Origin of the sequence: Marinobacter salinexigens (genome assembly GCF_008370345.1) — a bacterium.
In the GTDB taxonomy this organism is placed as follows: domain Bacteria; phylum Pseudomonadota; class Gammaproteobacteria; order Pseudomonadales; family Oleiphilaceae; genus Marinobacter; species Marinobacter salinexigens.
This window is the reverse complement of record NZ_VTUU01000005.1, coordinates 204,580-217,877: the sequence shown is the minus strand read 5'-3', so window position 1 is coordinate 217,877 and position 13,298 is coordinate 204,580. Positions and strand designations below refer to the sequence as shown.

At 53.5% G+C, this 13,298-nt stretch carries 17 protein-coding genes; 6 read left to right on the top strand and 11 right to left on the bottom strand.

All coding sequences use genetic code 11. The features are described from left to right. Window positions 1–28 precede the first annotated feature (28 nt). Complete coding sequence (locus FWJ25_RS12480) at window positions 29–1,450, top strand: dihydrolipoyl dehydrogenase (protein ID WP_149600587.1); 1,422 nt, start codon at window positions 29–31, stop codon at window positions 1,448–1,450. Then, complete coding sequence (gene nrtS, locus FWJ25_RS12475; protein WP_149600586.1) at window positions 1,437–1,682, top strand: nitrate/nitrite transporter NrtS; 246 nt, start codon at window positions 1,437–1,439, stop codon at window positions 1,680–1,682. Before FWJ25_RS12480 ends, nrtS begins: the two co-directional genes overlap by 14 nt. 26 nt (window positions 1,683–1,708) lie before the next feature. Here nrtS and FWJ25_RS12470 read toward each other — a convergent pair whose 3' ends face one another. Continuing rightward, complete coding sequence (locus FWJ25_RS12470; protein WP_149600585.1) at window positions 1,709–2,278, bottom strand: TetR/AcrR family transcriptional regulator; 570 nt, start codon at window positions 2,276–2,278, stop codon at window positions 1,709–1,711. A gap of 189 nt (window positions 2,279–2,467) precedes the next feature. Between FWJ25_RS12470 and FWJ25_RS12465 the strand changes: the two genes are divergently transcribed. The 3 genes from FWJ25_RS12465 to dsbG all read left to right on the top strand — a co-directional run bounded on the left by FWJ25_RS12465 (window position 2,468) and on the right by dsbG (window position 4,495). Next, window positions 2,468–3,064 (top strand): RNA polymerase sigma factor, encoded by a 597-nt coding sequence (locus tag FWJ25_RS12465; RefSeq protein WP_149600584.1) that lies wholly within the window; start codon window positions 2,468–2,470, stop codon window positions 3,062–3,064. Window positions 3,065–3,110: 46 nt separating this feature from the next. After that, entirely contained in the window at window positions 3,111–3,581 is a 471-nt protein-coding gene (locus tag FWJ25_RS12460) for a nuclear transport factor 2 family protein (RefSeq protein ID WP_149600583.1), read from the top strand. 146 nt (window positions 3,582–3,727) lie between these two features. Further along, entirely contained in the window at window positions 3,728–4,495 is a 768-nt protein-coding gene (gene dsbG / locus FWJ25_RS12455) for a thiol:disulfide interchange protein DsbG (protein WP_149600582.1), read from the top strand. Window positions 4,496–4,564: 69 nt separating this feature from the next. Here dsbG and ccoG read toward each other — a convergent pair whose 3' ends face one another. The 8 genes from ccoG to FWJ25_RS12415 form a co-directional block, all read right to left on the bottom strand. Next, window positions 4,565–5,959 carry a cytochrome c oxidase accessory protein CcoG gene (ccoG, locus tag FWJ25_RS12450; RefSeq protein WP_149600581.1) on the bottom strand — a complete coding sequence of 465 codons (1,395 nt, stop codon included), beginning with the start codon at window positions 5,957–5,959 and terminating at the stop codon, window positions 4,565–4,567. A gap of 114 nt (window positions 5,960–6,073) precedes the next feature. Continuing rightward, entirely contained in the window at window positions 6,074–7,474 is a 1,401-nt protein-coding gene (locus tag FWJ25_RS12445; protein ID WP_149600580.1) for an aminotransferase-like domain-containing protein, read from the bottom strand. Window positions 7,475–7,611: 137 nt separating this feature from the next. Continuing rightward, window positions 7,612–7,950, bottom strand: a complete 339-nt coding sequence (locus FWJ25_RS12440) for a thioredoxin family protein (RefSeq protein WP_149600579.1) — start codon at window positions 7,948–7,950, stop codon at window positions 7,612–7,614. Window positions 7,951–8,057: 107 nt separating this feature from the next. Further along, window positions 8,058–8,513, bottom strand: coding sequence for a DoxX family protein (locus FWJ25_RS12435; RefSeq protein WP_121206439.1), 456 nt, complete (start codon window positions 8,511–8,513; stop codon window positions 8,058–8,060). Between the two features lie 12 nt (window positions 8,514–8,525). After that, window positions 8,526–9,275 carry an HvfC/BufC N-terminal domain-containing protein gene (locus tag FWJ25_RS12430; protein WP_149600578.1) on the bottom strand — a complete coding sequence of 250 codons (750 nt, stop codon included), beginning with the start codon at window positions 9,273–9,275 and terminating at the stop codon, window positions 8,526–8,528. Continuing rightward, a complete protein-coding gene (locus FWJ25_RS12425; RefSeq protein ID WP_149600577.1) occupies window positions 9,272–10,174 on the bottom strand; it encodes an MbnB/TglH/ChrH family RiPP precursor modification enzyme in 903 nt (300 codons plus the stop codon). The genes FWJ25_RS12430 and FWJ25_RS12425 overlap by 4 nt, the downstream gene beginning before the upstream one ends. A 5-nt stretch (window positions 10,175–10,179) precedes the next feature. After that, window positions 10,180–10,464 carry a BufA1 family periplasmic bufferin-type metallophore gene (locus tag FWJ25_RS12420; RefSeq protein WP_149600576.1) on the bottom strand — a complete coding sequence of 95 codons (285 nt, stop codon included), beginning with the start codon at window positions 10,462–10,464 and terminating at the stop codon, window positions 10,180–10,182. An 84-nt stretch (window positions 10,465–10,548) separates the two neighbouring features. Further along, a complete protein-coding gene (locus FWJ25_RS12415; RefSeq protein ID WP_014421588.1) occupies window positions 10,549–11,019 on the bottom strand; it encodes a YHS domain-containing (seleno)protein in 471 nt (156 codons plus the stop codon). Window positions 11,020–11,129: 110 nt separating this feature from the next. Here FWJ25_RS12415 and FWJ25_RS12410 point away from each other — a divergent pair, with 110 nt between their 5' ends. After that, window positions 11,130–11,999, top strand: coding sequence for an AraC family transcriptional regulator (locus tag FWJ25_RS12410; RefSeq protein WP_149600575.1), 870 nt, complete (start codon window positions 11,130–11,132; stop codon window positions 11,997–11,999). A gap of 65 nt (window positions 12,000–12,064) precedes the next feature. Here the strand turns inward: FWJ25_RS12410 and FWJ25_RS19630 are convergent, their stop codons facing one another. Further along, on the bottom strand, window positions 12,065–12,235 hold the full coding sequence (locus tag FWJ25_RS19630) for a hypothetical protein (RefSeq protein WP_188093624.1): 171 nt from the start codon (window positions 12,233–12,235) through the stop codon (window positions 12,065–12,067). A gap of 75 nt (window positions 12,236–12,310) precedes the next feature. After that, window positions 12,311–13,291 carry a LysR family transcriptional regulator gene (locus FWJ25_RS12405; RefSeq protein ID WP_149600574.1) on the bottom strand — a complete coding sequence of 327 codons (981 nt, stop codon included), beginning with the start codon at window positions 13,289–13,291 and terminating at the stop codon, window positions 12,311–12,313. Window positions 13,292–13,298: the final 7 nt, after the last annotated feature.

Sequence of the window (13,298 nt, the reverse complement as noted above, 5' to 3'; positions counted from 1 at the left end):
GATCCCAGAGACATAAAGGAGAGCAAGCATGCTCAAACGAAAAGTTGATGTTGCCATCATTGGCACGGGCACAGCGGGTATGGGTGCCTACCGGGAAGCTCGCAAGCATACCGACAGCATCGCGTTGATTGAGGGGAGCCACTATGGCACCACTTGCGCGCGTGTCGGCTGCATGCCCAGCAAGCTTTTGATAGCCGCCGCAGAAGCCGCCCATGGCGCAAAACATGCGAGTGTTTTCGGGCTAAATGTCCCGACAGTTGAAACCGACGGTGCGTCGGTCATGGATCGCGTAAGAAGAGAACGCGACCGGTTCGTCGGGTTTGTTGTTGAAGATGTCGACGACTTTGATGATAGCCATAAGGTCCGTGGTTACGCACGCTTCCTGGACGCCCATCGTTTGCAGATTGATAACGGTCTCGAAATCACTGCCGACCGGATTGTTATTGCAACAGGTTCCAGACCATTTATCCCCGAAGTACTGGAGGGCGCGGGTAACCGCCTGCTTGTTAATGACGATGTATTCGAACTGGAGCACCTTCCGTCATCCGTACTGGTTGTCGGGACAGGTGTCATCGGTCTGGAACTGGGGCAGGCTCTAAGCCGGCTCAACGTCAAGGTTACGATGCTGTCGCGCAACGAATCGATCGGTGGAATTGCCGACTCCGAAATCCGGAAGATTGCTGCGGATACTTTCCAGTCCGAATTTGATCTGGTTCTTCACGCGGAAGTCCTTGCAGCGAAAGAAACCCTGAACGGTGTGCAGGTAACCTACCGCAAATCTGGAGGCATCGTTCACACGGTCGTGGTTGACTATGTTCTGGCGGCAACCGGTCGCATTCCGAACACTGACAAGCTCGGCCTCGAAAATACCGGAATCGCCCTGGGCGCCCGCAGCGTTCCTGATTCCGACCGATACACCATGCAAACCAGTGCACCGCACATCTTTATTGCAGGTGACGCAAAAAATGAGCTGCCCCTTTTACATGAGGCCTCAGATGAGGGGCGTATCGCGGGTAGCAACGCGGGAACCTTTCCCACTGTGGAACCCGGCCATCGACGTGCTGGGCTGGGCGTTGTCTTTTCCGACCCCCAAATTGCCAGTGTGGGCAAACGAGCGCACGAACTGCTCCCTTACACCTTCATCACCGGGAAGGTCAGTTTTCACAATCAGGGAAGAAGCCGCGTAATGGCCAAAAACCAGGGCATGCTGAAAATCTACGCAGACAAGCATAGCGGCATTCTGCTGGGAGCAGAAATGTTCGGACCGGCTGCGGAGCATATTGGCCATCTGCTGGCCTGGGCCGTGCAGCAGTCTCTTACGGTAAACGAGATACTCGGGATGCCTTTCTATCACCCGGTTATTGAAGAAGGTGTTCGCACCGCTTTCCGTGATGCTGCAGAACAGCTCAAAACTATTGAACGCGAGGAGGCATCCCATGCAGTTGCTTGAACTGTTCAGGCGTTACCACACACAGGCGGCAAAGGTTGCCCTGGTAGTAGGTTCGATTCTATTGCTGATCAATCAACATGATGCGCTGTTCGGATATCAAAAAATTCAATGGCTGCCGGCAGCCTTGACCTACTGCGTTCCGTTCTGCGTTTTCATGCTTGGCAAGCTGTCCAGCGAGCGGGATTGCCAGAAATCCTCCGGGCTGAATGTGCCCGTTTCCAGGTATCGTTAACCACCCTGATTTCGCCGCGCTGACTCTCAGTGCGGCGAAATCATCCTTGAGGCAATCGCTTTTGCCTTCAGCGCCGCATCCAGGTCACCTTCAACGTGGGCCTTAACAATAGCGCCCTCTTTCAATAAAAACAGTGCATTGGCAAGCTCTTCTGCTTCAGTTTCTGAAGTGCAGATCTCCAGAGCATGTCGCTTCAGTAGCTCGAAAACCCTGGTTTTGTGAGCTGCACATCGCTTATGTACCGGATGCTCGGGATCGCTGTACTCTCCGCAGGTATTGATAAAAAAGCACCCATAGAAACGATGCAGCGTTGGTACGCGGTTATTGAACCAGTCGTGAACTGCATCAAACATCTCCATGAGAGCCTCTCTTCCCGCCGGCCGACTGTTCATTCGCGACTCCAGCCATTGGAAAAACAGCTTGTCGCGGTGTTCAACAGCCGCCTCTACCAGGCTGTCCTTGCTCTCGAAATGATTGTAGAGCGTTTGCTTTGCTACACCCGACTCCTGCAGCACCTGGTTGATACCGATAGCATGGATCCCGTGCTCGTAGAACAGTCGCAATGCCGTATCGATCAAATCCTGTCTTCGCCCCATCTGCAGGCCTCCATTTTTTTCATTGAATATATCTTGACCAAATTAGACAGATCTGTCTAGAATTAAAAATAGACCGACTTGTCTACTTCAGGAAATGCCACGAGCATAACGAACAGGGTGTTTTTTGACTGGTGTTGTTGTCGGTTCCATTTACGAACCACCAGCGAACACGGCACGGAGAAGAGCACGATGGACCTACAAATCAAAACCACGCGGAAGGCGCCCGTGTTTGGGCCTGAAGCTGATCTGATTGATGGCTTGCAGGCCGGGCACCCACAAGCCTTTGCGGAAGCTTACCGGAGATATCATCCAGTAATGCTGAGAGTTGCGGCCAAATACACCTCTGCAGCGCTTGCCGAGGATATCGCTCAGGAGGCCTGGATGGCGGCCATTGGAGCCATTGCTTCTTTCGAGGGCCGTTCTTCTCTCAAAACGTGGCTGTGCCGGATTGTCACCAATAAGGCTTTCAGTACCTACCGGGAAAAACGTAAAGAATTCCCCGCGACGCCCAGCCTTGCCCTGTTGTCCGATAACGCACCGGACAACCAATTTAATGGCGCGACCGGGCATCTCAGCGAACCGGAGTTGGCTACCCAGACTGCAAAGGTTCAGGAACGTATTCGCATTGAAATGAAAAATATGAACCGGGATCACGCCAACGCGATTCTGCTCAAGGGCATGAGCCCACTCACCGGTTCGCAGGTATCGGATGTGCTCGAAATTTCCCACGGAAACCTGCGGGTCATTCTGCACCGTGCACGAAATGAGCTGGCCGCCCTGCTCTAATCCAGGCGGCCTTTTAACTTTGTTTTGCTAAAGCTGGAGAAACCCTATGAATACCCAACGTCCACCACTACCTCCCTTCACACGGGAGAGAGCCATTGAAAAAGTCCGCCTTGCAGAAGATGGCTGGAACAGCCGTGACCCGGCGAAGGTCGCCCTCGCCTACACAGAGGACACACGCTGGCGCAACCGGGCTGAGTTCGCCAATGGCCGTGAGGAGGTTGAAGAATTCCTTACCCGAAAATGGAATCGTGAACTGGATTACCGCCTGATCAAAGAGCTCTGGGCCTACACCGACAACCGCATCGCCGTGCGCTATGCCTACGAATGGCACGATGACAGCGGGAACTGGTTCCGGTCCTACGGAAACGAAAACTGGGAATTCGATGCGGACGGTCTCATGCAGCGTCGATTCGCATGCATCAACGACAGCCCCATCAAAGAATCAGACAGGCTTTTCCATTGGCCACTCGGTCGTAGACCGGACGACCATCCCGGCCTCAGTGACCTGGGTCTCTGATTTCTGCGGTTCAAGCTACTCCGGAGTTTAGTGCCTTCGAACATTCTGCAAACTTTTAAACACATCTCGCCGCCTACCAGGCCTTTGTCAGCACTAGATTAGTGCTCTCAATTCGTCGTTCCACACCTGCATAGAAGGTAGGCATCATGGACAAATCAATCTCGGGGCTGTCTGCTTTAATCAGCGCAGCCTTTCTTTTCTCGGCAACAGCCCACGCTTCCGGCGGCCACTCAGAAATCATTAGACAGGTGACCGATCGGGGCCTGAAAGTTGTGTCGTCTTTCAAAGCTGTGGACGGAATGACCGGATATGTACTGGATTCAAAGGGGTCCCCGGTCACGATCTATGTTACCCGTGATGGCGAACACGCATTCGTTGGAACATTGATTGATAAGAATGGCGCCAACCTCTCAACGCCAAAGGTGCAGGAGTTGTTCATCGATGCCAAGAACCAACAGGCGTGGAGCAGGCTCGAAGACAGTCATTGGATACAGGACGGTGACCCCAATGCCGAAACCGTTCTTCACGCCTTCGTAGATCCAAACTGTCCTTATTGTCACAGGTTCCGGACAGCCGCATCGCCGTGGATCAATGCCGGGAAAGTTCAGATCCGACATATCGTCGTAGGCGTGTTGGCCCACGACAGCGTCGCGAAAGCTTCAACCATTCTCGGTTCGAAAAAGCCCCATGGAGCCTTGATCAAGAACTTTGAGACCTTTCGCAGCGGCGGTATTGTGCCGGTAAACGATGCGTCAGAGCGCGGTAAATCAGGGGTGGAACCCAATAACCGTCTGATGTCGGAACTTGGTGTCAGCGCCACTCCGGGGATCTACTATAAAGACGCCAACGGGAACGTGAACATGCGGCTTGGACTGCCGCCCGAAAGCGAATTCCAGCAAATCATGAATCCATAGGCTTTAGTCTGGGCGGCGTGTCGGTCGCAAGCCGCCCCGCGTCAACAACACCGACGCGCCTGCTCTAAATCACTGCTCTGACGGAGCAAGGAACGTACTGGTTTCGGTAATCAACTCCTTCTCTCCATGCAGGGTGCTAATCTGAAAAACGATGTCGTTGGCGCCAGCATTGAGGGCGGATGCAGGCAGGGCCACGGAATAAGGAACCTCAACCTTCTCTCCGGCCTCAACTACCACGCCCAAGGGGCCTGTGGTTGACACTCGCAATGGATCTTCGACTTCTATGATGAGGTACTTCTGGCTGTTGTCTTTGTTAGTGAGCTTCAGCAGATAGCTGTTTTCGACCTCTCCCGCATTGGTATACCGATACATACCCCGGTCCCTTTCAACATCGAGGGTTATCAGAGGTCTGGACGCCACGCCCCATGCAAACACCGCAATCATCAAAACCAGGAAGGCGAAATAACCCACCAGTCGTGGTCTCAACAGATTTGTTTTCCCGCCCTTCAGGTCGCGTTCACTAGCGTAACGAACCAGGCCACGGGCATAGCCCATCTTGTCCATGATCGAGTCGCAGGCATCAATGCAGGCGGCACACCCAATACACTCCATTTGCAACCCGTCCCGAATATCAATCCCTGTCGGGCACACCTGCACGCACAGCTGACAATCAATGCAGTCTCCCAGCTCCACTGAAGCTGGCATAGCATCCCTTCTCCGAGAACCTCTAGGTTCACCCCGTTCAGCGTCATAGGAAATAACCACGGAGTCCGCATCCACCATGGACGACTGGAATCTGCCGTAAGGGCACATGTGGAAACAGACTTTCTCGCGCAGCCAACCAGCATTCAGATAAGTGGCCGCAGTAAAGAACAAGACCCAGAACAGGGCCCAACCTGATGCTTCCAGGGTAAAAAGATCACCGACAAGATCGCGTATCGGCGTGAAATACCCTACAAACGTTATCGCCGTTAAGAGACTGATAAGGAGCCACAGCCCATGTTTGGAACCGCGACGAACGATCTTCTTTACGCTGAGCGGCGCTGCATCAAGCTTTATCCTTTTTGATCGATCGCCCTCCGCCACTCGCTCCGCCCACAGGAAGACCCAGGTCCAGACACTCTGAGGGCACGCGTAGCCGCACCACACCCGACCGGCCAACACCGTGAGAAAGAACAAACCGAAGGCACAAATGAGGAGAATCCCGGAGAGCAGCACCAAGTCTTCTGGCCAGAACGTGGCGGAAAAGATATGAAACTTCTTCGCTGAGAGATCCCAGAGGACCGCCTGTCTGCCACCCCAGTCGAGCCACGCCACACCAAAATACAGCGCAAAGAGAACAACACCTCCGGTAATTCGCACTCGACGATAGAAGCCGGAGAAACTTCGGGGTTGGATTTTGTGTTCGGCCTCTGGGACTTTCGAAGTTGACTCGATTTGCTTTACAGAGATAAGGCGACTCATTTTTTGCGCACCTTGCCATCATTAAGGAATAAAAGGTGACGCGAGGTTAATGGATCGCACTAAACAGGGGCAGGACCACTTTTTTAATATTTGATAGGGACAGATGGAGGATCTTCAGAACATGAGTGCAGGTAGTCTCTGCAACGCATCTGTTCGTGCTTCGTTCCAGGGATGGGCAAAACTGATTCTCAGGCAGTTCGAAAACTTTCCGGAAACCGAGAAGAGGCTACCGGGCGTTATGACAATACCCTCCTTGAGGGTTTTGGCGTAAAGGCTCAGAGTGTCGACTTCTGGCGGCAATTCCACCCACAAAGCCAAACCACCCTGAGGCGCGGTTGCTTTCAAAGGCACCGGCCAGTCCCCCAGCAGATCCAGTAGATAGTCTCGCTGCAGGCGCAAGCTTTGCCGATACCGTCGGAGGTACGATGCGTAGCCGCCCTCGGCAATAAAGCTTGCCACGCCTTGCTGCAAGAAGCGGCTACTGGCCAACTGGGAGGTCAATTTCAGCTGCAGTATGTTTCGATGCCACCGGCCACCTGAAACCCAGCCCAAACGCAGGTCTCGCGAGAGAACTTTCGAGAAAGAGCTGCAGTGGATGACGCGGTCATGGTCATCAATCGCCTTCAGGGAGTCGGGGGTGTTAAACCACCCTGACTCGCCGTATATGTCATCTTCAATGATGGCCAGATCGTGTCGAGCAGCAAGCTCGAGCAACCGTCGACGGTCTTCGGAAGGCATGACAGCCCCGGTAGGGGTGGCAAAGGACGGTGAAACGACGCAAGCCTTGATGTCCCAGACCTGAAGGCTCTTTTCGAGCGCTTGGATATCCATACCGCTTGTCGGCGAGGCCGGTATCTCGAGTACCTTGAGATCGAGCTGCTCAAGCAACTGAAGAACGCCATAAAACCCCGGCGCTTCCACCGCAACCACGTCACCGCTCTGGCAAACCGCCATCAGGGCCAGGAACAGGGACTGCTGACAACCAGAGGTGATGCAGAACTGATTGGCAACAGCCGTCCACCCTCTTTTGGCGGCTCGCAGCGCAAGCTGAGTTCTCAACTCCTGATCACCAGCCGGCTCGTCATAATACTGGAAGCTCGCGGATTGGCGACGCAGGGCCCGGCCGATTGACCGGTTCAGCTGAATTATGCCCGGTGGCGGCTCGTCGCTATGGAGATCGGGGAGCAAATCAAAGGCAGCGCTTCGGGTCATGATGTCCTGAAAAACCTGGCTCACTGAGACAGGCTGAGGCTCGGCAGGCACGGTGGCTTGCCTTGGGGGCTCGAACTCGCTATGCCCACGCGACACAAAAAAGCCGCTTCTCTCCCGGGCCTCGACCATTCCCTGAGCCTCGAGCCGTTGCAACGCATGCTGTACCGTAATCTTGGAAAAGCCGTACTGGTTACATAGTGCTCTTATGGATGGCAGTCGTTCGCCAGGCCCCCATCGACCATCCTCGATACTCTGTCGAAGAGTATTTTCAAGTGCCTGATATTTGGCCAGATCGACTGTCATTGCCTGATCCATCTCCACAACGCATTCAGGGAATTATTCGGAACATCGATTAGAAGTGCACCTTCCCCGATTTCCGAATAAAAAAAGCCGGGCTTTGGACCCGGCAAACTGAGTTTACTCTGAAAACCGCCAACAACTCACGCCAACTGCGATACCTTATGTTTCAGGCCGTCGATCCACTTGTTTAAATCTTTCAGGGATTTGGACCCGGTCTCCTGCCCCATGAACTGATCTCGTCTCAGCAGAACCAGCGTCGGAATGGCCCTGACGCCAAATTTGGCAGCGATCTCGTGCTTCTGATCCACATCCACCTTGATGACGGCGTTATCGGGATTCAGTTCACTGAACTGTTCAAGCACGGGATTCATGACCTTACAGGGCGCACACCAGGGTGCCCAGAAATCCAGTAGCAGCCATTCGTGTTTATTGGCAAGTTCGCCCAATTCGTCAAACGTATTGAGATTTACAATCGGCACAACGAGGTTCCTCCGGGAACTTTCTGAAGAATAAAAAGGGCGTATTCGGTGAACAATATCGACGCGAGGGGAAATGCCGAATACGCCAAGGGGTGAACGATTATGGATCAGGCTTTTCTCAACCGGTCGCCAATCAGCTTATCCAGGGAGAACACACCCGGACCACACATAGCCAGAGCCATCAGGATCAAGCCCCAGACCACGTGATATAACTCCGCCGCTGGCGCAATCGCTTCAAGACTGATGACCGCTACAATGTTGATGACGAAAAGCCCCAGGGAAGACACCAGCGAAAACAAACCAATCACCAGCAACACCGGAAAAACGAGTTCGCCAAAAGTCGCCAGGAAGGCCGCAAACTCGGGACTCAACAGTGGAACACTGTATTCTTCCTCAAACAGAAACAGCGTTGTTCCCCAGTCATCAATCTTTGTGAGACCAGCTTTAAAAAAGACCCAGGCCACATAAAGCCGCCCGAGAAGCAGTGCAATGGGTAGCAGGCTACCAATCAGTCGCTGAACCGAATCGTTCAAACCATAGAAACTGTATGCCAACGTTTTCATGTCAATCTCCTCTTAATGAATGGCTTTGGCGCCAACAATGACGCCTTTTGCGATCATGTCTTGCAGCCAATGGGTAAAGCTGGTGTCTTTCAGAACATCCTCGCCAAAGACTTCGGCAATACTCCGCTGGTTTCTGACTGACTCCAGCAACAATAAGTCTTTCTCAGGAATGAGTTCCGCCATCCCTTTCCAACCTGCGCGATAGATCAGCGCATTCTGGCCTCGGCCCCTGGCGATCATTCTCTTCGCCTGAGCAAAACTGAGTGTGTCCTTCGGTGTTTCGCTTTTGTGCGCCTCCCAGATACTGACCACCGGGTACATGGAGCGGAAAAACTGGAGTCCTTTGTTGAGAATCAGAGAGCAGGACGCCAGGTCTTCTCCAATTACGGCGAAGCTGTCGACGTTCACCTCTTCATATTGGCTTCTCTCGACTCGCCCGATGTAATTGTCGAGGCGCGCCACATCGGAGAGATAAGGAACCCGGTCTGAAATCCGGTTCGAGATAATCCAGCTCGGAAAGCCCCAGCCGAAATCACTCCAGTCGCCGCTCTGTTTGCGGATCATTTGGAAATAGTCGAGAGCCAGGCCTTCAAAGTCGGCAGGCCCGACCAGTGCCCTCACAGTTGGATAACTTTGTTCGAGGGCTCGAACTGCCTTTACCTCAACCCCGAATCGGTACACTTCTGAATTGGGTAACACCGGCTCGCTGGTGGCGCCGAACAGGAATTGCAGGAAATGGGCCTGGTAATCAGACAGATTCATAGGCTGCGCTCCCTTCTCAATACCTGGCGCTGTGCTTTTCTGGCCTTGCTAGCCTCACCCAGAAGTTCGCGCCAGGATGGGAGATTGTTATCCCATTCGATCAACGTAGGCCTGGGACCGACCGCATTGAGTACGCGCTGGTAGATTTGCCAGCCAGCCTCGGATACCGGGCGGGCATGGTCGTCGATCAGTAACTCTTCGTCGCCCACGGGCGTCGAGCCCGCAAGATGAATCTCGGTGATCGCAGAGTAGTCGAGTGATTCGACGTAGCGATCAACAAAGTTCTCCAGGTTTGAGACTTGCCCATTGCGGGCGTTCACCATCAGATTGTTGATATCGAGGATCAGGCCACACTGCGTGCGAGCTACGATTTCACCGAGAAAACTCGCTTCGTCGAAATCACTTTGGTCATACTCGATGTAGGCACAGACATTCTCAATAGCGATCTGACGGCCAAGGTACTGTTGTATGCGATCAATGTTATTAACCGCATGCCGCAAGCTGTCTTCGGTAAAGGGAATGGGTAGCAGATCACCACCGTGAAAAAGCCTTCCGCCGATCCTTGCCCAGGTGAAACACAGGTGGTCCGACACGAGTATCGGATCCACCCGATCCACAAGACGCTTGAGTTTCTTGAGGTAATCATCAGGAACAGCCTCAACCGACCCCAAACCTGCCGAGGTGCCATGCAGACTGATTGGCGTGCTGGCCGAGACCTCTTGAAGAAGATCGACAGCGATACCAGCGTCCGCGAAGAAATTCTCCGAATGGACCTCAAGAAAATCGAGCGCGGGTGTCTGCTCCAGAACATTCTGGTAGTGCTCGGATCGCAGCCCTACCCCAACGGCGGTCTTCTTGAGTTCCGGATTGCTGTGGGCTGTGGCCTGACGATTACTCATGGCTCTTAACCTTTGCCTTTCTCAGCAATGATTTTCAGGGCCGTTTCCTTGTCAAAACCACCCAGATCCTCGCAGGTGCCTTTCTCGACAATCTTGTACTCACCCGGGTCGTTGGCGACTTTGGACTGCCCTGCACAGGAGTGGGTTCCGGCAAGGTTCGCACAATCGTTACCACCTACAGGCGAAATGCCGTAACACTTTTCTTTGCCACCTGCGTGAGCCAGGGGCGCGGACATGGCGCCGGCCAATGCCGCCGCCAGTGCCGCGCTGAAAAGAAGTTTCTGGTTCATATCTATCACCTTCACAGTTTGTTTCAGGGTCCCCGAGCAATAACGCCAAGGACCCCGGGACGTGCTCATATCATTGGCAGGGAATTACAGCTCGGCTGCTTCCACAGTTTTGATCTCCGGCCAGATGTCGTTGGCATTGGCGATGAAACCGGGCACATCGGTGAGCCAACGCTTCTGCACGTCTTTGTTCAGGTTCAGGTACAGCTTGTTATCGACAATCCGCCAGGCTTCGGGATCAACGTCGAATTTTTTCTCCATGGTCACGCCAAACGCGCAGTAACCACCGTACTGAGGCGCATAGGCACTGGGGTCGGCACGGAACAGATCACGGTTCTCGGCGCTGGAGAAATGGTAGATCGCGTTCTTGTAGGTGGCGGTGTATTCCGCAGAACCCTTGGTGGCTTCTGAATCGGAAAAGTAAGCCACAGGATCGTAGCCGCTGATGGCAACATCATTTGCGTCGGCATTCATGTCGATATCAGCAGCAAAAGCAACAGAGGCAGCGCTCATGGCAGCAACAGCAACGAAGGCACGAAGTTTGTTGAAACGAGTCATTGGGTATCTCCTTTGAATGAATGATGACTACGTCTGAAACATTAAGGCCTTGAGCGGTACTGAATGAGTACGATCGTTCAAACTTCTATGCCAATTATCTGGAGTGGCTTATGGACAGGCTTTCTTACATTCTCGACCAACTTAACGTAAACGCCGGCGTGTTCTTTCGGGGTCAGCTTTGTGGTCTCGCTTCCTTTGAAGAAGAAGGAACCGGTTATATCCATGTACTGCGTTCGGGGGTGCTCGACATCATGGAAGGCAATCGGGAGAAGATTACGCTCACCGAACCAACCATGATTTTCTCAGTGTGCTCTCAGCCGCATCAGCTTTTCGGTGCCAACAAGGAAGGCGCCGAGATAATATGCGCGTCAATCAAGTTCCAGACTGGTTCCCGAAACCCAGTCCTCCAGGCGCTGCCCCCTTCCGTTGTACTTCCCCTGTCTTCGGTTCAGGGCCTTGGCTCATTCGTAGATGTACTGTTCGCGGAGGCCGAAGCAGCCCAGGAGGGGCGGGACGCGGTTATGAACCGACTCGTTGAGGTGATTTTCGTGAATGTGCTACGGCATATCGTTTCCGAAGGAGAAACACCCAAGGGCATGCTATCCGCGCTTGCGGACCGTCAGCTGAGCAAGGTGCTGAATTGCATCGACAGAAATCTGAATGGAGATCTTTCTGTTGATAAGCTGGCTGAAGTGGCGACCATGTCCCGCTCAACCTTCATACAGCACTTCAAAAACGTGCTCGGCCTGGCACCTGGCGAATACGTCCAGAATGTCCGAATCTCTGCAGCCAAGAAGCTCATCCTCAAAGACAAGCCCATGTCGATTATTTGTTTCGAAGTTGGTTACGAAGACGCCTCCGGGTTCTCGAGGGCTTTCAAAAAGAATACGGGCATGACGCCCAGGGAATGGAAAAAGCTGAACGCGACAGCCGCCGAAGCTGAGAAAAACGTAGTTGAGGAAAACGCTAACGTGGCCTGATAGAGCTGAAACAGACAAGGGGCAAGGATTCTGAATCCTTGCCCCTTTTTAGTTGGTATTGCGCTTTACTTCAGAATAACCTGGCCGCGGATTACTTTTTGACCGCTGTACGGGCTACTCACGGAGTGGCCGTAATCGTCGCTGTCTGATTTTCGGTCCGCCAGGGTTGCGCTGGCGGAAGCGGAAATCAGGGCGATGGAAACAAGAAGCAAGGCTTTGGCAGTGATGTTTTTCATGTTGGTTTCTCCAGTGGTTGATGTCTACGAGAGAAATAGTAACCACCGGAGCACCGTCACAAAGGGACAAGCGTTCTAGTTAATGGGCCGATTGTCCAAGCCGGGTTTAATCACGGTTAGCGGACCGCAATCAAGCGCCCTGGCCGCCATCGCGTTTGCCCAACACTCTTTTGCGACCCGCTCGATCACGCTCCGAATCCAGATAATGCCCGGATCCCGGTCGTGTCGGGTGTGCCATGCGAGATACAGGCTGGTGGGCTCCACCTCAATTGGCAGACTGGTAATGGAAATACCTGCGCAGAATTCGCAGTCGCCGGTGATAACTTCGGGGATAGTAGCAACCAGGTCGGAGTTTCTGAGCAGATTTGGAACCGCGGAAAAGTGGTTTACCGTCACTGCCACGCGTCTCTCCAGGCCACGCCGGTTGAGTGTATCGTCGACAACACCGTGAGCCTCACCAGACATGGTTGCCAGCAGGTGTTGGGCATTCAGAAATGAATCAAGGTCAACCGGACGACCACTGAGCTCATGGCCACTTCTCATGGCCAATACATATCCGGTGTCGAACAACCACAGGCTTCTGAGACTGTGATCGTGCTGCTCGAAGAATCCAATTACGAAATCAACACTTGCTTCGCGCAGATGATTCGCTGCAGTGGCGGGTGAGAAAGGTACCGCATGCAAATCAATCCCTGGCGCACTTTTCTGCAGCTCGGAGACCAGCGGTTGCCAGACCATCTCGAGAATCAGATCGGTAACAGCTACCCTGAACGTCCTGCGGGATTCACTGGGTGTGAAACGGGTAGAATTTACCGCATTGGACAGTTCGTACAGCGGATTGCGGATCTGGTCCCAAAGGCTTTGCGCATACGAAGTCGGTTCTACCTGCCGCCCCCGCTTCACAAACAAAGGATCTTTCCAGGCCGTCCGCATTCGGGAAACAACGTTCGAAACCGCTGGCTGGGTCATACCGAGTCGGTCCGCCGCTCGTGTGATTGAGCCTTCCGTCATGATGGCGCTGAACACGTGTAACAGGTTGAGTTCCTGGTTTTTCATGGTGCCT